Origin of the sequence: Pedobacter faecalis (assembly GCF_030182585.1) — a bacterium.
GTDB lineage: Bacteria > Bacteroidota > Bacteroidia > Sphingobacteriales > Sphingobacteriaceae > Pedobacter > Pedobacter faecalis.
On record NZ_JARXOW010000001.1, the window covers coordinates 1,618,820 to 1,638,038 of the forward strand.

General features: G+C 45.9%; 18 protein-coding genes. 4 read left to right on the forward strand and 14 right to left on the reverse strand.

Annotated elements, in window-relative coordinates; translation table 11 throughout:
• Nucleotides 1-2 precede the first annotated feature (2 nt).
• The 3 genes from QEP07_RS07215 to eno all read left to right on the forward strand — a co-directional run bounded on the left by QEP07_RS07215 (nt 3) and on the right by eno (nt 3,261).
• Complete coding sequence (locus QEP07_RS07215; RefSeq protein WP_285009237.1) at nt 3-773, forward strand: ABC transporter ATP-binding protein; 771 nt, start codon at nt 3-5, stop codon at nt 771-773.
• 6 nt (nt 774-779) lie between these two features.
• Nucleotides 780-1,871 (forward strand): ABC transporter permease, encoded by a 1,092-nt coding sequence (locus tag QEP07_RS07220; RefSeq protein ID WP_285009238.1) that lies wholly within the window; start codon nt 780-782, stop codon nt 1,869-1,871.
• Nucleotides 1,872-1,962: 91 nt separating this feature from the next.
• A complete protein-coding gene (gene eno / locus QEP07_RS07225; RefSeq protein ID WP_256004120.1) occupies nt 1,963-3,261 on the forward strand; it encodes a phosphopyruvate hydratase in 1,299 nt (432 codons plus the stop codon).
• A 49-nt stretch (nt 3,262-3,310) separates the two neighbouring features.
• Here the strand turns inward: eno and QEP07_RS07230 are convergent, their stop codons facing one another.
• From QEP07_RS07230 to QEP07_RS07250, 5 genes are all read right to left on the reverse strand, one after another.
• A complete protein-coding gene (locus tag QEP07_RS07230; protein WP_285009239.1) occupies nt 3,311-4,492 on the reverse strand; it encodes an NRAMP family divalent metal transporter in 1,182 nt (393 codons plus the stop codon).
• Nucleotides 4,479-5,273: a LamB/YcsF family protein gene (locus QEP07_RS07235; RefSeq protein ID WP_285009240.1), complete on the reverse strand. Its 795-nt coding sequence runs from the start codon at nt 5,271-5,273 to the stop codon at nt 4,479-4,481. The genes QEP07_RS07230 and QEP07_RS07235 overlap by 14 nt, the downstream gene beginning before the upstream one ends.
• Nucleotides 5,270-6,232, reverse strand: a complete 963-nt coding sequence (locus QEP07_RS07240; protein ID WP_285009241.1) for a 5-oxoprolinase subunit C family protein — start codon at nt 6,230-6,232, stop codon at nt 5,270-5,272. The genes QEP07_RS07235 and QEP07_RS07240 overlap by 4 nt, the downstream gene beginning before the upstream one ends.
• Nucleotides 6,222-6,926 carry a 5-oxoprolinase subunit PxpB gene (gene pxpB, locus QEP07_RS07245; protein ID WP_285009242.1) on the reverse strand — a complete coding sequence of 235 codons (705 nt, stop codon included), beginning with the start codon at nt 6,924-6,926 and terminating at the stop codon, nt 6,222-6,224. The genes QEP07_RS07240 and pxpB overlap by 11 nt, the downstream gene beginning before the upstream one ends.
• Nucleotides 6,927-6,992: 66 nt before the next feature.
• Nucleotides 6,993-7,847 (reverse strand): sigma-70 family RNA polymerase sigma factor, encoded by an 855-nt coding sequence (locus tag QEP07_RS07250; protein WP_285009243.1) that lies wholly within the window; start codon nt 7,845-7,847, stop codon nt 6,993-6,995.
• Between the two features lie 218 nt (nt 7,848-8,065).
• Between QEP07_RS07250 and QEP07_RS07255 the strand changes: the two genes are divergently transcribed.
• Nucleotides 8,066-8,365, forward strand: coding sequence for an FtsB family cell division protein (locus QEP07_RS07255; RefSeq protein WP_285009244.1), 300 nt, complete (start codon nt 8,066-8,068; stop codon nt 8,363-8,365).
• Nucleotides 8,366-8,373: 8 nt separating this feature from the next.
• Here the strand turns inward: QEP07_RS07255 and QEP07_RS07260 are convergent, their stop codons facing one another.
• From QEP07_RS07260 to sucD, 9 genes are all read right to left on the reverse strand, one after another.
• On the reverse strand, nt 8,374-10,458 hold the full coding sequence (locus QEP07_RS07260) for a hypothetical protein (RefSeq protein ID WP_285009245.1): 2,085 nt from the start codon (nt 10,456-10,458) through the stop codon (nt 8,374-8,376).
• A gap of 13 nt (nt 10,459-10,471) precedes the next feature.
• On the reverse strand, nt 10,472-11,215 hold the full coding sequence (gene fabG / locus QEP07_RS07265; protein ID WP_256004099.1) for a 3-oxoacyl-[acyl-carrier-protein] reductase: 744 nt from the start codon (nt 11,213-11,215) through the stop codon (nt 10,472-10,474).
• Between the two features lie 36 nt (nt 11,216-11,251).
• Nucleotides 11,252-12,319 carry an agmatine deiminase family protein gene (locus QEP07_RS07270; protein WP_285009246.1) on the reverse strand — a complete coding sequence of 356 codons (1,068 nt, stop codon included), beginning with the start codon at nt 12,317-12,319 and terminating at the stop codon, nt 11,252-11,254.
• 8 nt (nt 12,320-12,327) lie between these two features.
• Complete coding sequence (locus tag QEP07_RS07275) at nt 12,328-13,203, reverse strand: carbon-nitrogen hydrolase (protein ID WP_285009247.1); 876 nt, start codon at nt 13,201-13,203, stop codon at nt 12,328-12,330.
• Nucleotides 13,204-13,319: 116 nt separating this feature from the next.
• On the reverse strand, nt 13,320-15,698 hold the full coding sequence (locus QEP07_RS07280; protein ID WP_285009248.1) for a ribonucleoside-diphosphate reductase subunit alpha: 2,379 nt from the start codon (nt 15,696-15,698) through the stop codon (nt 13,320-13,322).
• Nucleotides 15,699-15,750: 52 nt separating this feature from the next.
• Nucleotides 15,751-16,725, reverse strand: a complete 975-nt coding sequence (locus QEP07_RS07285; protein ID WP_256004084.1) for a ribonucleoside-diphosphate reductase small subunit — start codon at nt 16,723-16,725, stop codon at nt 15,751-15,753.
• Between the two features lie 373 nt (nt 16,726-17,098).
• Nucleotides 17,099-17,485: a septal ring lytic transglycosylase RlpA family protein gene (locus QEP07_RS07290; RefSeq protein WP_256004081.1), complete on the reverse strand. Its 387-nt coding sequence runs from the start codon at nt 17,483-17,485 to the stop codon at nt 17,099-17,101.
• 171 nt (nt 17,486-17,656) lie between these two features.
• A complete protein-coding gene (locus QEP07_RS07295) occupies nt 17,657-18,148 on the reverse strand; it encodes a methionine-R-sulfoxide reductase (protein WP_285009249.1) in 492 nt (163 codons plus the stop codon).
• A 128-nt stretch (nt 18,149-18,276) separates the two neighbouring features.
• Entirely contained in the window at nt 18,277-19,149 is an 873-nt protein-coding gene (sucD, locus tag QEP07_RS07300; protein WP_256004078.1) for a succinate--CoA ligase subunit alpha, read from the reverse strand.
• Nucleotides 19,150-19,219: the final 70 nt, after the last annotated feature.

Below are 19,219 nucleotides of genomic sequence, written 5' to 3' on the forward strand. Positions count from 1 at the left end.
CCATGGAGCAAAAAAAAGCGATTATCAGTGTCAAAGACCTGGTAAAAAAGTATGGCGATTTTACAGCCGTTAAAGGCATCAGCTTTGAGGTGTTTGAAAACGAAATATTTGGCTTACTTGGTCCGAACGGTGCTGGTAAAACCACCACGCTCGAGATTATCGAATCCTTGCGAAAGAAAAGCTCCGGTTCCGTTCATGTAGATGGGCTGGATGTTGACAAGGACCCTACGCTCATAAAACGCGTTATTGGGGTGCAGCTGCAGGCTGCGGGTTATTACCCAAACCTCAATCTTATAGAGCTTATAGAACTTTTCTCAGGACTGTATGGTGTCGATGTGCAGCCTATGGACATGCTGGAAAAGGTCAACCTGCAGGACAAAGCCAAAGCTAAGTATAAGGCGCTTTCAGGGGGGCAGAAGCAGCGTTTCTCGATTGCTACCACCCTGATCAATAATCCTAAAATTATCTTCCTTGACGAGCCCACAACGGGCCTGGACCCACAGGCCAGACGCAACCTTTGGGACCTTATCACCAATATTCGCAATCAAGGCACTACGGTTGTACTCACTACACATTACATGGATGAAGCTGAACAACTGTGTGATCGTGTTGCTTTTGTGGAAAATGGCGAGATCTTGGTGCTGGATACCCCCGATAATCTCATAGATAACCTCGTCAACAGTGGTTTCGAACGTAAAAAGGAAGTAAAACGGGCTAACCTTGAAGACGTATTTATTAACCTCACGGGTAAAGCCTGGCGGGAAGATCATTAAGAACATATGAGGAAGAACTACAGCGATACGCTTGCCACCCTAGCCCTGGCTAAAGCTAGTTTCAGATCCATTATGCGCAGCCCCTCGGCGGTAATATTCACCCTGGCTTTTCCACTCATTTTTATTCTTGTTTTTGGTTTCCTGAGTGGCGGAGGTATACATCTTCGCGTAGCTGTACAACCGGGATCTGACTTACAAAACCCGGTGATTAAAGCACTTGAATCCAATACCGTTGTTCAACTTGTAAAAAACAAAGATACCTCAGAGATTCGAAGCGCCCTGGAAAAAGGCACTTACGATGCGTTGATCGCGGTTGCTTCTAATCCAGCAGGGTATCCCGCGTATACCGTCTCGGTTCAATACACATCAGCGGCTGTAGATAAAGGCAGCATTTTCAAATCTGTTTTAAACAATTTGTTGTTTAATCTTAATAGCAAAGGCGTTATGCCAACCGTAGCAGAACTGAAAGAGAGTACTGTGACCGGACGTATATACCGCACCATCGATTTCATCCTTCCTGGTCAGCTGGGTTTTTCACTGTTAAGTACCGGGGTTTTTGGTACCGCATTTGTTTTTTTTAGTTTGAGGCAAAATCTCGTAATCAAGCGTTTCTTTGCAACCCCGGTGAAGAGGTCGAGCATTGTTTTCGGAGAAGGCCTTGCGCGCATTGGTTTTGCGCTGCTCGGAGCACTCTTTATTATTCTGCTCGGACATTTCTTTTTTCATTTTACGTTGATACACGGTGCAGTCACAGTGATTAACATGCTTCTTCTGGCCTTAATCGGACTAGTCGTGTTTATGGGTTTCGGGTTTGTGGTTTCAGGTGTAGCCAAAAGCGAAAGTACCATACCACCTATCTCCAACATCATAACGCTTCCACAGTTCCTCCTCTCAGGAACATTCTTTTCCATTGATGCATTCCCTTCCTGGCTGCAGCCTATAAGCCGGGCCCTGCCGCTTACTTACCTGAATGACGCTATGCGAAAAGTAGCTTTTGAGGGTGCCGGTTTATGGGATGTGCGATACCAGATTTTGATCATGGTGATCTGGGGGACTGCTATTTACGCCCTTGCAGTCAAAGTTTTTAAATGGGAATAGCATCATAATTAAAATTTATTCTAACTTTGGATATTGCCTTAGTAATTGTAATTTGTACACTAAGGTGTTTAACTAATAAAAACCAATAAAAATGAGTTTAATAATAGATGTTCATGCACGGCAAATACTCGACTCCCGTGGCAATCCTACTATTGAGGTAGATGTAATTACAGAAAATGGCGTACTTGGTCGCGCAGCAGTTCCTTCTGGTGCTTCAACAGGTGTCCATGAAGCTGTAGAGCTAAGGGATGGTGACAAAAAAGTTTATCTTGGTAAAGGCGTACTTAAAGCCGTTGCTAACGTAAATGATAAGATTGCTGCTGAGTTGAAAGGTATCGACGTATTTGAGCAAAATGCTATTGACAGCTTACTGATCAAATTGGACGGAACGGAAAACAAAGGTAACCTCGGTGCCAATGCAATCCTGGGTGTTTCGCTGGCCGTGGCAAAAGCTGCAGCTCAGGAAAGCCGTCAGCCCTTATATCGCTATATCGGAGGAGTAAACGCAAACACACTTCCTATCCCGATGATGAACATCGTAAACGGAGGTTCTCACTCCGATGCCCCTATCGCATTCCAGGAGTTTATGATCATGCCTGTAGGAGCTTCTTCTTTCTCGGAAGCACTTCGCTGGGGCACAGAGGTTTTCCACAACCTTAAAGCAATCCTGCACGATCGTGGTCTGTCTACAGCTGTGGGCGATGAAGGCGGTTTTGCTCCAACCTTCGACGGTACGGAGGACGCTGTTGAAACGATCCTTAAAGCGATTGAAAAGGCAGGTTACACTCCAGGTGAACAAATATGCCTGGCTTTCGATTGTGCCGCTTCAGAGTTTTACAAAGACGGTAAATACGACTATACTAAATTTGAAGGCGAGAAAGGCGCGATCCGCACTAGCGCTGAACAGGCTGAATATCTGGCTTCCCTGACAGAAAAATATCCGATTATTTCGATAGAAGACGGTATGGGCGAAGATGACTGGGCTGGATGGAAGTTACTGACCGACCGCGTTGGCGACCGTGTGCAACTGGTAGGCGACGACTTATTCGTAACCAATGTTAAGAGATTACAAAAAGGTATTGACGAGGCTACAGCTAACTCCATTCTTGTTAAAGTAAATCAAATCGGATCATTAACAGAGACCATTAATGCAGTTTCTCTTGCTCAAAACAGCGGATATACATCAGTGATGTCGCACCGCTCAGGTGAGACCGAGGATGTTACGATTGCTGACCTTGCTGTCGCTTTAAACTGCGGACAAATTAAAACCGGGTCTGCTTCCCGTTCCGATAGGATTGCTAAATACAACCAGTTACTTCGCATTGAAGAAGAACTTGGAGCTGCCGCCCGTTTCATCGGAAAAGATTTTAAATATGCTATAAGGAAGTAATTTCACTTCTCACATTTCAAATCCCCGTTGCTTGCTGCAACGGGGATTTTTATTTGCCGACCAAGTCAAACAACACCTGCAAGCTCATATAGGTCATTACCGCAACAATGACTCCTCCGATGGCGGTCAGCCATTTCGGATGGACATAAGCCCCGATGATCTTCTCTTTATGGGCAGCGATCAGAATGATCAAAAGGGTGAGCGGCAATATAAAACCGTTGATGGCACCTGCCATAATCAGAAGTTTTACCGGTTTACCGATTGTTACGAATACAAGTGCAGAGATAATGATGAACGCGATGATTACCCTATTTTCATTGTCATTTATCTTGGCATGAAACGTTTTGATAAAAGAAACGGAAGTATATGCCGAGCCGATAATCGACGTAATCGCCGCTGAGAACATCACCAAACCAAACAATTTATAGCCAAGAGGTCCGGCAGCGAGTTGAAAAACTGAGCCGGTGGGATTCTCTGCATCAATACTTAATCCCTTACTAACCACACCAAGCGATGCCAGGAAAAGCAGGGCGCGTATAAGTGATGCTACAGAAATGCCAGTCACCGCACTGCGGTCGACCTGCTTTAAAGACGCAGCACCTTTTATGCCCGCGTCCAGCAGACGATGCCCGCCCGAAAAAGTTATATAGCCGCCTACCGTGCCCCCCACTAGCGTTATAATCGTTATCAGGTCGACCTTTTCAGGCATTACCGTACGGAAAACCGCTTCTCCAACAGGCGGCGCGGACGTTAGTGCGATATAGATTATAGTCAGGATCATGACAAAACCCATTGCCTGCGCAAACCAATCCATAGCCTTTCTAGCCTCTCTCACGATGAATATAGCGATGGCTAGACCGGCCGACAAAACCGCGCCGCTGAGCACAGGAATCCCTAAAAGAGCATTAAGCCCGAGACCGGCACCGGCCACATTGCCAATGTTAAACGCAAGTCCTCCGAGCACGATGAGCAGCGATACAAAGGCACCCAGGCCTGGAACCAACTGGTTTGCGATCTGCTGCGCCCGCATTTCTGATACTGTAATTACCCGCCAGATATTGAGTTGCACACCAATGTCGATAAGCACCGACACCAGGATTACAAATCCAAAACTTGCGCCAAGCGATTGTGTAAATACGGTGGTTTGTGTCAGAAAACCAGGACCGATAGCAGAAGTAGCCATCAGGAAGGCAGCCCCCAGGAGCGCGCCTTTGTTTTTATTTTCCATCATATGAATCCGGACCTTGTTTGTAAGCGCTCAGCGTGACCCCCGCACCCTGTAGCCCATGGTATATTTTCTTTGTAAACTCAAGTGCACGAGGGCTATCTCCATGGATACAAATGGTGTCTGCCTGTATCTCTATGCTATTTCCACCCGGTGTTTGCACAACGCCGGTCTTAACCATAGACAATACCTGCTGCAAGGCCTCGTCCTCATCAGCGATCACAGCACTAGGCTGAGTCCGCGGTACAAGCGTTCTGTCCGATTGGTATCTGCGATCGGCAAATACCTCACTAGCCACAGGAAGCCCGAGTTTACGTCCGGCAACAAGCAGTTCACTTCCCGATAGGCCATATAGGATAAGCTCGGGTGCTACTCTCGCAACTGCTTCGGCGATAGCTTCGGATAGTCGCCGGTTTTCGGCGGCCATATTGTATAACGCTCCATGAGGCTTTACATGATGCAAAATGCCGCCTTCGCTTTTCACGAACGCCGCAAGCGCACCCACTTGATAAACAGTAATATCGTAGGCTTCCTCATGCGAAATAGACATCTCCCGCCTGCCGAAGCCTTTCAGGTCCTGCAAGCCGGGGTGAGCGCCAACAGCCAGCCCATGCTCGAGCGCCAGGCGCACAGTACGCTTCATCACCGAGGCATCTCCAGCATGAAACCCGCAGGCGATATTCACAGAAGTTACATAGGGCATAAGCTCCACGTCCTTGCCTGCACTATAAACACCAAAGCCCTCACCCATGTCGCAATTCAGGTCAACACTCATATCGCTCTTCATAGTCCTCCAAATTTAAATGATAAAGTCTGCCGCAACTGTCGAAGCTTACCCTCGGTATCCTTCAACGCCGCATGGGCTTCTGCTAAACTAACCATTTTAAATAAAATAAACTGTCCACTTTGCTTCTGTGCCAAAATGGATTGGTCGGCCGTGATCACCTGTGCAATCCTTGGATAGCCGCCTGTGGTCTGATGATCGGCCATCAAAATAATGGGGTCGCCATCTGGCGGCACCTGAATCGTGCCAAAGGCAACGGCTTCTGAAAGCATATCAGTATGCTGGTTAAGCAGTAGCTTCTCTCCCCACATCCGATAACCCATGCGGTCGGCCAGACTACTGATCTGGAAGCGTCGGCTGGTAAACGCGCTGAGACTCTCTGTCCTGAACAAGGAATACTCAGGCCCTTCGGTCACGCGTACAGTCTCCGTTGTTATGTCTGGATAGATCCCATGATGGAGCGACCAGTTTCCGCCCTGCAATGTCGGGCCCGCGGTCGATCGAAATGGTAAGCAATCGCCCACCTGAAGTGCCCTTCCCTGCCAGCCGCCAATTCGTGCCTTTAAGTATGTGGAGTGGCTGCCCAATATTTTCGGCAGGTCAAGTCCTCCGGAAATGCAAACATAGGCTCTGCATCCACTATTCGGTTTTCCGAACGAAAGCGTAGCACCCTTTTGCACTAAGACGGGCCGCCACGTTGCTAAAGGTCTACCGTCAACACTGGCTGAAAGATCGCCACCTGTGATTGCTATAAGCGTGCTTTCTTCAAAATATAAGGACGGGCCTAAAATACTGCACTCGATAGCGGCTTCGTCCTCGTTATTGCCGACCAGCAGGTTACCGATTCGTAAAGCCAGGCTATCCATGGCTCCCGACACTATGATACCTTGCCTCCTGTAACCATGCCGGCCTGTATCCTGAATCGTCGTCAGCAACCCGCTTTTTAAAACCCTAATTCCCATGACTTACATAATGAGCAAACTCGTCTTCATCTATTGCGAAAAACCTGATTCTGTCGCCTGCTTTGAGCAAAACAGGATCTTTTGATTCCGGATCGAAAAGCCGTAAGGGCGTACGGCCAATAATCTGCCATCCTCCCGGCGTGTCCATAGAATAAATTCCCGTTTGCTTTCCGGCAATGCCTACAGAGCCAGCCTTAACCAAAGTTGTTGGTTTATCCTTTCTTGGCGTTGCCAAAGACGTATCTAAACCTCCCAAATAAGGAAATCCGGGTGCGAAACCAATCATATACACTTGGTATTCTGACGTCTGGTGCAAACGCACAACCTCCCCTTCACTCAAGCCCGTGTGCGAAGCGACTATGTCCAGATCCGGACCGTAAATCCCTCCGTAACAGACAGGTATTTCCACCACTCTCGCACCAGTCGCCGTACCCAGACCTCCAATAGAGCCTAGCGCAGATCGCAAATTGTACTCCGCCTGGTCGTAGCTAATGACCAAAGGGTTATAAAAGATCGTAACGGAAGTAAAGGCAGGTACAAACTCTGCAAAACCTTCCTGCTGGTTCTTCTCCAGGTAAGCAGACAATCTGCCAATCAGTTCGTACGTCTGCGAATCAATGGTATTGCCAAGCGATAAAACAATTGCCTGGTCACCCAAAGGGTAGAATCTCGCCGTTTTTAAAATATCAGCCATCAGGTATAACGCCAAGGGCTCAAGATAACAAAAATAGCAGTGGTCAGGCAGAATAAATCAAGTCGATCAGAGATATTGCAGCATATAACTTAATTGCTTATGCTCTCTAAGCATGTTCAGCCCGTCGTTCTTGCTCTTCCGTATCGTTTCCTTGCTCATTCCAAACACATCGGCGATATCATCCAGTTGCATCTGCTGACCCTGAAGCCCGAATGACATTTCCAGCACCTTCCTATTCCTCACAGGTAGTGTTGCCAGTATCTTCGATACCTCACTACTGAAATCACTTGAGATCATTCCGGCATCCGGAGATGGCTCTTCCTTGTCATGCAAAACAGGGCGAACATTTAGAAAGTCATCGTCCTCAGGAACATCATACGACACAGTCGACAAGTTTTCGGAACGATAGTGCATAAGCTTTTCCAGGGGGATACCTGTATGCTCCGCAATTTCCTCGATAGAGGGGCTTCTCTCCAGCTTCTGTTCCAAATCTGTTTCGGCCTTTCGTATATCCGCTAAATCTGTTATCTGATTCATCGGCAGGCGAATCATGCGTTTTTGGCTGGAAATAGCTATCATGATGGATTGTCTGATCCACCAAACGGCAAAACTGATAAACTTAAAGCCCTTAGTGTGGTCGAATTTTTCTGCCGCTTTGATGAGGCCCATATTACCTTCAGATATAAGATCAGGTAATGGAAGCCCTTGCCCCTCATATTTCTTAGCCACGGAGATGACAAACCGTAAGTTAGCATTGACCAGCCTGTCCAACGCCGCCGTGTCACCACCTTTCACTCTAATGGCAAGTCTCACCTCCTCATCCGGACTTAAAACCGGATATCTTCCGATGTCGTGCAGGTAACGTGATAAAGAATCATGATCGCGTCTTGTAAATGACTTATTTATCTTAAGCTCTCTCATGCAGATTGTATTTGGTTGACAGCTAAGGTCGATAGTAATGCCGTTATTTCCTTGAATACCGGAAAGTTCAAGAAATTATACAGCGAAGCAGCCGCCCTGCAGAACATAATTCGTCAGAAAATGTCCCCAAGACCTATGGTGCAGAATATTGTTCCAATACCGCGAATTACTTTTATGGAAACCATTGTGAATAATCAATCTTTTCAATAAGTTTGTATATGAACCGTATGTTTCAGCTAGTCAGCAATAAATACTTCTTAGCCGTAGCCGCTTTTGTGGTCTGGATGTTATTCTTCGACAGAAACGACATCATTGCGCAATACGAATACAAAACAGCGCTAAATAAGCTCGAAGAGGAAAAAACCTTCTATATAAAAGAGATTGCTCAAGTGAAAAAGGACCTGAACGAGCTCAATACGAATCTCAATACCGCTGAAAAATTTGCGCGCGAGAAATACTTTATGAAAAAAGATAATGAAGATGTTTTCGTAATTATCAGGGAAGCGAAGAAAGATTAGAATCCAGGCTATATTGCAGCATTTCTCTTTCTCATCAACCACTCCAGGCCAAGCAGCGATACGATCAGCCAGAATAACCATTTATAGTTTACCAGTTCAGTATACCTGCGGTCCTCATAGCTCACACTGCGTATTTGCTCATTCGCCCTGATGCGTTCTAAAATATGGTTAACGCTATCCGGTTCAAACCATTCCCCATTCGTCTGCGCGGCCAGGCTCTTTAACAATTCATGATTTGCAGTAGTTTCCTGAAATTCGGTACGCAGCTCAGTCACATGGAACGTGCCGCTGTCAGCAAGCTTTCTTCCGGCAGAGACCGCAGCGGCGGAATAGGTGTATTCGCCAGGCGGTAAAAATCCGGCGTCAAGAGTATATCCGGCTTCGGTTCTTGAGAATAGAAAATTGAAGCGCCTGCCATCCAATTTATTACGAAGTTCCAGACTAACATCTGGCGTATTTAGCTGCTGGTAGTTATCGTCATATAAAACGGCGTTGAATACCACATTATCCTGCTCACCATAGCCATTCTTCAAAGTGTACACGTCGAACTTCCGTTTGTCATCATTTACGGTAAGGTACTGAGCTACATTCGGCAGCAACTGGTCCAGCAGATCTGGCTGCCCCTCGTCAGACAAATCAGAGAGCCTCCATCGCCACAACCCTTCGCCCATCAGGTATGCCGAACGCTTTGTGCCCTCACTGGTCAAAAATAACAGAGGCTCTCCGGTACCAGTCTTTCCGCTTCTGCTTTTTAAGACTATGCTTGCGTCGCCGGGAATGCTAAGGCTGACAGGCGGGCTAAGCAACGGAGCAAAATTCCCCAGCTTACGCGCATCGCTAACGCCCACACGGAAAGCACCGAAGCGCTCGTCGACAAATGCGTACTTCTCCTGCAGGCCGCCGCCTTCCTGCTGAAGATTGACCCGGTTCTGTAAACGATTAAAACCTGCAATATTCGTCTGCGCCCCTGTAACATACCATCTGGCAGCCTTACTTTTCCCGACCAGATTCAAAAAGGCGGTCTCCGTTAAAAGATTTGAAGGCAACTGGTATAAGACAATCAGATTGTAGTTTGAGGGATCTGTCCTGCTCAAATCATCACCGAGCACCACCTTTACATCAAAGTGTGTATTAGAAGTAAGCGACTGCTTATAAGCGGAGATATCAGGATGCGGACCGGCAGCAGCGATGAGGATTTTTCTCCGGGCATCTGAAACCTCGATAAAAACCTCGGCCTGGTTGTTCAACCGCGAAATCTCATGCTCAAGTTCACCTACTTTAAGTCGAAATTTCTGAATGCCCGTTTTAGTCGCTTTTAGTCGGACCAGCATTTCTTTCGCGAAGGCATCGCCGGTAATAACCAGGCGGTTACGATAAACCTCCTTTCCATCCTGCTCAACGCTGAAGAAGGTGGTTTCCCCATCACTTTTAACTGCCTGCACCTGTACCGAGATCACAAACTCATCACCCAGAAATGCGATCTGATTATGATGTACATTAGTAATCCGAACATCCCTTTTTGGAACCGTATCTCCCAGCATCACCGTGTAAAACGGAGCATTCAGCTTTTTAAATGCATTAACCGGATTTCCACCGCGGTTAAAAATACCATCCGATGCAAGCACAACAGCGCCAATATTGCGGCCGGACAACTGATTGGCAATACGATTTGCTAGGGCAGTTCCGTTTGTTACTTTCCCGGCATAATTGAAATCCAAAGCGCTTTTTACGCTGTCACTAAAACTAAACAGCCTCACCTCATATTGTTTCGAAAGCGTGTTTGCGATCCGGTTCATTTGGCTTTCGAACCTTCCTGCATTAAAGCTAACGGGCTCGATTGCCCGCACCGATTCCGAGTTATCTATAGCTATGGCGATAACCGGCTTTTCCACCAGAAAAGAAATGCCCCTGATGAGCGGAGCCAGGATCAGAAACGCAATGGCTGTAATGACTAAAGCCCGGATTGTGGCCAACCCGAGCTTTAGTCTCCTATCAAGAAAGGTATTATGGCGATACAACATCCAGGCGACACTAATCCCCAGAATCAGGCATCCGAATAAACTTAGTGAGGTAACTGCAATCGAATCGCCCATACCAAACACATGGCTACAACATTCCGCCGCAAACAGAAAGTACCTGACCAGTTACATAAGCACTCATGTCTGAAGCCAGGAACAGGCATACGTTCGCTACATCTTCTGTCTCACCTGCGCGTTTCAAAGGAATGCCTTCTTCCCAACCTTTAACTACTTTCGGATCAAGAACATCTGTCATCTCTGTGCGAATGAAACCTGGGGCTACCACATTGGTCCGTATATTACGGGAACCAAGCTCTTTTGCTACCGACTTAGAGAACCCGATTATTCCCGCCTTGGAAGCAGCATAATTGGCCTGACCAGCATTTCCCTGCACGCCCACTACAGAACTCATATTGATGATAGAACCGCTTCTCGCCTTCATCATTACCTTAGACACTGCTTTGGTGACGTTAAAAACAGACTTTAAATTCACATCTATCACGTCATCCCAATTTTCTTCAGTCATCCTCATCAACAGGCCATCTTTAGTAATACCAGCATTATTCACCACAATATCTACCCCTCCAAAATCAGCCACAATATCATTGATCAGTTTCTCCGCTTCGTCGAACTTTGAGGCGTCGGAGCGATAGCCTTTCACCTTTGTACCAAACTGCTGCAGTTCATTTTCCAGCGCCATGCCTTTTTCGACCGACGAGAGGTAGGTAAAAGCAACATTCGCTCCCTGCTCAGCAAACTTTTCAGCAATTCTTCTTCCTATCCCTTTTGATGCGCCCGTAACAAGCGCAGTTTTTCCTTCTAATAACTTCATTTTATCTATGGTTTGTTGAAAATAGCAATTATAATATTAACGGGTAGCCGGCTCTTGCTGACTCAAACAATGAAAGCTGCCCAAGCCCCAGATAATATCTGTAGAGTCGATGCCTACAACCTTGCGGTCGGGGAATACGCTTTTTATGATCTTCAGCGCCTTCTCATCGTTCACGTCCCTAAACGTCGGCACAATCACTGCAGCGTTGGCAATGTAAAAATTGGCATAAGAGGCCGGTAAACGCGTGTCTTCGTAAATAACGGGCGAAGGCATCGGCAGTTCCACGATATTCAGCGGCCGACCATCTGGCAAACGCATCGATTTCAACTGCTGCAGATTCTCCTGCAACAACAAATAGTTCTCGTCGAGCGGATTGCTTTCCACAACGGTGAGCACCGTGTCTTCATTCACAAAACGTGTGATATCATCAATATGACCATCCGTATCATCTCCAACGATACCATCGCCTAGCCAGAGTATATGCTCCACCCCATAAAATTCACGCAGGTAACGTTCAATCTGATCCCGAGTCAAATCAGGGTTCCTGTTCTCGTTAAGCAAACAGGCCGTCGTGGTTAAAACCACGCCTGCACCATTAAACTCGACTGAACCTCCCTCCATAACGATGCCCGGGTGATATACCGAAAGGTTGAAATGCTGCCCAATTTTTGTAGGTATCACATCATCCAGATCATATGGCGGATACTTGTCGCCCCAGGCATTATAACCCCAGTCTACAATTACCTTCTGGTCGCCCGCCCGATTCAATAAAAATGCCGGACCATGATCCCTGCACCATGCATCATTACTCCCGTTGAAATAAAATTCAATCTGGGCAAGATCAGCTCCAACGCTTTCCAACTGAGCAATCGCAAAGCGTTTGGTTTCCTCGTCGTTCACGTTTATGCGAACTTTCTCCCCCTCAGCTACAATCTTGATAAATTGGCAGTAAGGCTTGTAGATCGTGTCAATCTTGCCGGGCCAAGAGGCTTCCTTATGCGGCCAGGTAAGCCAGGTTGCCTCATGTTTTTCCCACTCTGCCGGGAAACGATAACCTAGCCGGCCGGGACTGTTCTCAAAAATAACTTCGTTAAAAGATGACATGCAGTTCCTTAATCTTGATCAATATATCTCCTGGTAATTGGCTGGTACGAGTCTATCCTTCGGTCTCTCAGGAACGGCCAATGCTTACGGAAAAAGTCCGACTCTGTCAGATCAAGCTCAACTACCGCGGTTTCCTCTTCCTCATGCGATCCTAAATATAAAATCCGTCCCTGTGCATTGGTTGCGAAACTTCCGCCCCAGAATTTCATCGCCCCGTCCTGTTCAAAGCCAACCCGGTTTACACTAACCACAGGTACGCCATTGGCAACCGCGTGCGAACGCTGGATCGTTTGCCAGGCATTATACTGATCCTTATTCGTTTCATCATCCTGGTCAGTTGCCCAGCCGATAGCCGTCGGGTAAAACAAAATATCGGCCCCCATCAGCGCTGTAATACGGGATGCTTCAGGATACCATTGGTCCCAGCAGATCAAAACACCGATTTTGGCAAACTTTGTTTCGAACACCTTATATCCAAGATCGCCAGGCGTAAAATAAAACTTCTCATAGTAAGCCGGATCGTCCGGGATATGCATCTTTCTGTACTTACCCAAATAAGCACCATCAGCATCCAGAACAGCCGTAGTATTGTGATATAAACCCTGCGCCCGCTTTTCAAATAACGACGCGATCACCACCACACCCAGCTCTTTTGCAACAACCTGCAGGGCGTCGGTAGACGGCCCTGGGATAGGCTCCGCTAAATCAAAATTACTATAGTCTTCAACGTCACAGAAATACAGCGACGTAAATAGTTCCTGAAGACATACAATCTGGGCGCCCTTTGCAGCGGCCTCCCTGATCTTAGAAATCGCCTTATCAAGGTTCTCCTGCTTATTACCTGTACAGCTCATCTGCACCAATCCAACTTGTACTTTAGCCATGCTTTACCAATTTTAAACTGCAAAGTTACCATTTTTTATCGGTTAGCGTTTTTCGTCCAATAAAAAAAGGGGGCGGTTATAAGAACCGTCCCCCTTTTTTTCATTAAGGTTAAAACCTAGCCTGAGCAGCTTATACAACCCTCTTCCATTGTACAAACCGGACCCTCAATAATCTCCTCAGCATGCTGTTCGATGCGCTCTGGAATTACCGGCTCCATATTTTTACCTGCCTGATTCTCTACGGTGAATTTAACCGCTTGCGATGCAGCCTGCGTACGCAGATAGTACATCCCGGTTTTCAATCCCTTCTTCCAGGCATAAAAATGCATTGACGTTAATTTCGAAGTATTCGGTGCACTGATAAACAAGTTGAGCGACTGTGACTGGCAAATGTAAGCGCCCCTATCGGCAGCCATATCAATAATGCTACGCATCTTAATTTCCCAAACCGTCTTATAAAGTTCCTTAATGTAATCAGGGATCTCAGGGATATCCTGTATAGAGCCATTTGCAAGTATAATCCTGTCTTTCATTGCCGGGCTCCATAAACCTAGAGCCACCAGGTCCTTAAGCAAATGCTTGTTCACTACAATAAACTCTCCGCTCAGTACCCTTCTTGTATAAATATTCGAAGTGTAAGGTTCGAAGCATTCGTTGTTACCCAGTATCTGCGAAGTTGAAGCCGTAGGCATCGGCGCCACAAGCAGTGAATTGTAAACCCCATCCTTCACAACCTTCTCTCTCAACGAATCCCAGTCCCAACGGTTACTCTCAGGTTTCACATTCCATAGATCGAACTGGAATTTGCCCTGCGACAAAGGAGAACCTTTAAAAGTCTGGTACGGACCATGCTTCACTGCAAGATCATGAGAAGCTGTCATTGCCGCAAAATAAATGGTCTCAAAAATTTCTTTATTTAAGATCCTTGCACCTTCGCTTTCAAAAGGCAAACGCATCAAGATAAATGCATCAGCAAGTCCCTGAACGCCAAGCCCCACAGGTCTGTGACGCATATTGGAGTTTCTTGCCTCCTCTACCGGATAATAGTTATAGTCAATAATTTTATTCAGGTTTAACGTAGCCTGATAGGTCACCTCGTATAACTTTTGATGATCAAATTCACCGTTGATCACAAATCTCGGCAGGGCCAGAGAAGCCAGGTTACATACTGCAACTTCATCCTTAGAAGTGTACTCAATAATTTCAGTACATAAGTTAGAACTTTTGATCGTACCTAAATTCTGCTGATTAGATTTACTGTTTGCCGCATCTTTATATAAAAGATAAGGCGTACCCGTCTCAATCTGCGAATCTAAAATGGCAAACCAAAGTTCCTGTGCCTTCACCGTTTTTCTTGCCCTTCCTTCTTTTTCGTAACGCTCATAAAGCGCGTCAAATTCCTCACCGAAGCAATCAGCCAGACCAGGTGCCTCATCAGGAGAGAAAAGGCTCCAGTCACCATTTTCCTCTACCCTTCTCATAAACAGGTCGCATACCCATAGCGCATAAAATAAGTCTCTTGCGCGCAGTTCCTCTTTTCCGTGGTTTTTACGTAAATCCAGGAAACTGAACACATCAGCGTGCCATGGTTCCAGGTATATGGCAAAAGCACCTTTACGTTTACCACCACCCTGGTCTACATACCGTGCAGTATCATTAAACACCTTCAGCATAGGCACTATACCATTACTGGTTCCGTTAGTACCGCCAATATAAGCCCCAGTAGCCCTGATGTTATGAATGCTTAAGCCAATACCACCGGCACTTTGCGAAATCTTAGCCGTTTGCTTCAATGTATCATAAATACCTTCAATACTGTCGTCCTGCATGGTCAGCAAAAAGCACGACGACATTTGCGGTTTAGGCGTTGCCGCATTAAATAAGGTTGGTGTAGCATGGGTAAACCAGCGCTCACTCATCAGATTATAGGTAGCAATCGCACTTTCGACATCTTCCTTGTGAATTCCCACCGCTACGCGCATAAACAAATGCTGCGGCCGCTCCACGATCTGACCTTCTACCTTCAGCAGATAAGACTTTTCCAGCGTCTTAAAGCCAAAGTAATCAAACCCAAAGTCCCTGTCATAAATGATGGTACTATCCAGCAGGTCGGCGTTATTTTTAATGACTTCCCACACGTCATCTGCGATAAGGGAAGACTGCTTACCTGTCTTCTGATCAATATAAGTATACAGCATCTCCATCGTCTTAGAGAACGACTTCGTTGTATTTTTATGCAAGTTCGAAACAGCTATTCGAGATGCCAGCAAAGCATAATCCGGATGTTTAGTGGTTAAAGAAGCAGCGGTCTCAGCAGCAAGATTATCCAGCTCTGAAGTGGTCACACCATCATACAAACCTTCAATAACCTTTTTCGCCACATCAATCGGATCTACAAGTTCAGCATTGAACCCATAACAAAGTTTTTCAATCCGCGCTGTGATCTTATCAAACCTCACCGCTTCCTTGCGGCCATCTCTTTTAATTACAAACATATTTCTAGGTATTTATGATTAGTTGTTATTGTTCATCTGTTGTTAAAGCAGACTAAAAATCGTCATCAAGTGAAAAGGCCTGTGCCTTGTCGTCCGAAGCAGTCAGGACACCGCTCTTCTGGTAATCTCCCACACGCTTCTCAAAGAAGTTGGTTTTTCCCTGCAGGGAGATCATCTCCATAAAATCAAACGGATTTGTTGCCCCATATATTTTCTTGTAACCAAGTTCCTGAACCCATCTGTCGGCCACAAATTCAATATACTGCGACATCAGTTTGGCATTCATACCAATCAATGCCACAGGTAAAGCATCCGTAATAAATTCCTTCTCTATCTCCACAGCATCTTTAATGATACCATGTACCTGCTCCTCGCTCAATTTATTCTGCAGCATGCTGTAAAGCAGGCAGGCAAACTCACAATGCATACCTTCATCCCTTGATATCAACTCATTACTAAAAGTCAAACCAGGCATAAGGCCTCGCTTTTTCAACCAGAAGATCGAGCAAAAACTTCCGCTGAAGAATATACCTTCCACCGCAGCAAACGCAACCAGTCGCTCCGCAAACGTTCCGTTCTCAATCCACCTCAATGCCCATTCTGCTTTCTTTCCTACACATGGAACTGTTTCTACCGCATGGAACAAACGGTCCTTCTCTTCCGGATCTTTGATATAGGTGTCGATCAGCAACGCATAGGTTTCCGAATGGATATTTTCCATCATGATCTGAAAGCCGTAGAAACAACGGGCTTCAGGAAGCTGCACTTCACTCATGAAATTAACAGCCAGGTTCTCATTTACAATACCGTCACTCGCTGCAAAAAAAGCTAAAATATGAGAAATAAAGTGGCGCTCCCCACTATTCAGACTCTCCCAATGCTTCAGGTCGTCCGAAAGATCAATTTCTTCCGCTGTCCAGAAGCTGGCTTCACTTTTCTTATACATCTCCCAAATAGCCGGATATTTAATCGGTAACAGAACGAAGCGGTCCTTGTTTTCTTTCAATAATAGTTCTTCTTCTTGCATAAGTATTTGTTTAAGGTGAATGATATCTGCCGACCCTCTAAAAAAACCCGGAAGTCGGTGAAGTGGCCATTCAGCGCTGAAGATCAGAAAACATGAAATTTACGACCTAACTTAAGCTACTAAATACTAAACCCTTAACTAAAAACCGACGTGTGATTTACTAAAGAATCTTACTTAAACAAATATAAAGACGAGTGATTTTTTTGGCGAAAGAAGTTGTTAACAAGTTGTGAGTTTATCCCCCGGATCCGATCAGAATTTTGTCAGAATCAACCAGCGAAAAAGCTAAATATTTCTTTTTAAGCGGATAGGAAAAATTCAAGATTGTTAATAAATCAGAAAAAACTGACTTTGATTCTAAAAAAGTTAAAGCCTAATCTTCTTCAGGAACATAGCTGATTTCCAGCTCAGCTACACCCTTACCGTAAAAGCCCAATGCCTTTGCGGCACCGGCCGACACATCAATACTGAATTTCTTGGAATGCGGACCACGGTCATTGATCTCAACTTCGACCGACTTCCCATTCGCGGGGTTAGTCACGGTAACTATTGTGCCAAACGGAAGGGTAAGATGCGCCGCAGTCATTTTAGCAGCACGATAACGCGCCCCGCTTGAAGTTCTGCGCCCCTCAAATTTCCGGGCATAATAAGTAGCTAAAACCGTCTTTGAAACAACATTTGAAGAACTTACTGATTCGCTCTCTGCTTTAGGCTTTACACTACCGCTAACAAACTCATCCAGGACTTGATTTGCTGGCATATTCTGAGAAAAACCTTTGAGAGACATCAACAGACAGCATAAGAATAAGTAATACTTCATTCGTTATTGAGTTTGGTGAACCCTGCAAACATAAGAAAACTAAATCCGTAAAAACAAACAATGCCAGACAAATTATCGTCTGGCATTGAAAATTATCTTAAAATAAACTGACTATTTCTTATCCGGAACAAACTGCATGGAAATAGAGTTCACACAGTGCCGGGTATCCTTTGCAGTGAACCCTTCACCAAGAAAAACATGTCCGAGATGACCTTTACAATTCGCGCAGATGATCTCCGTCCGCGAACCATCCGCGTCTGGCACCCTCAATACAGCCCCGTCTATCTCATCATCAAAACTCGGCCATCCGCAGTGCGATTCAAACTTGGTTTCAGACCTGTACAAAGGCGCATTACAACGCCTGCATATATAGGTCCCTTTTTCCTTATTATTGAGCAACTTCCCGGTGCCGGGATATTCCGTGCCTTTTCGGACAATAACGTCCTCCTCTTCTTTTGTTAACTTATTCCACTCCATTTTTGATGCTTTTTTACCTGAAACTTCAGTGCCTTTAGACTTTTTCGGTTGCTGACCACAGGCTACCATACCTGCTACCATGAACAAGCCAGCCAACACAACTGTTTTATACTGCAATACCTTCATCTTTTGTTTACCCTAAAATACGAATTTAACAGCCCCAATAGTTTCCATCAGAAGTAATACTTATGTCAATTAAAAACACAAAGCCCCGATCAACCAGGTCGACCGGGGCTTATTAAGCAAGAAGCTCTTTATTTTTTCAGCAGTTCGGCCATGGCAGCGCCGATTTCAGCCGGGCTCTCCACAACGCGGATACCGCATTCAGCCATAATTTTCATTTTTGCAGCGGCGGTATCGTCAGCACCACCAACAATTGCACCTGCATGGCCCATACGGCGTCCCGGAGGAGCAGTCTGACCCGCGATAAAACCAACTACCGGCTTGGTACCATGTTCTTTAATCCAGCGCGCAGCCTCCGCTTCCATGCCACCACCAATCTCACCGATCATGATGATGCCTTCTGTCTCCGGATCATTCATTAAAAGCTCAACAGCCTCCTTGGTCGTTGTCCCGATAATCGGATCACCACCAATACCGATAGCAGTAGTGATACCCAACCCGGCTTTCACCACCTGATCTACCGCCTCGTAAGTCAGCGTACCCGACTTAGAAACCACGCCTACTGTACCTCTTTTGAAGATAAAGCCCGGCATAATACCAATCTTAGCCTCATCGGCAGTAATAATACCCGGACAGTTCGGCCCAATTAAACGGCAGTCTTTGTCAGCTATGTAAGACTTAACCTGAATCATATCCTTCGTAGGAATACCTTCAGTAATACAGACGATCACTTTAATACCGGCTTCAGCAGCTTCCATAATGGCATCGGCAGCAAAAGCAGGCGGCACAAAAATAATAGACACATTAGCACCAGCCTGATCAACAGCATCCTTCACAGTGTTAAATACCGGTCTGTCCAGATGGGTCTGACCGCCTTTTCCTGGCGTAACACCACCGACTACGTTCGTTCCATACTCAATCATCTGAGAAGCATGGTAAGTACCTTCATTTCCGGTAAAGCCCTGAACTATGACTTTTGAATCTTTATTTACTAAAACACTCATGTATCTATAATTTTTGCTGCAAACTTAGATAAAACTGAGCAGCAATCACGAAACAAATCAAAAAAAATAC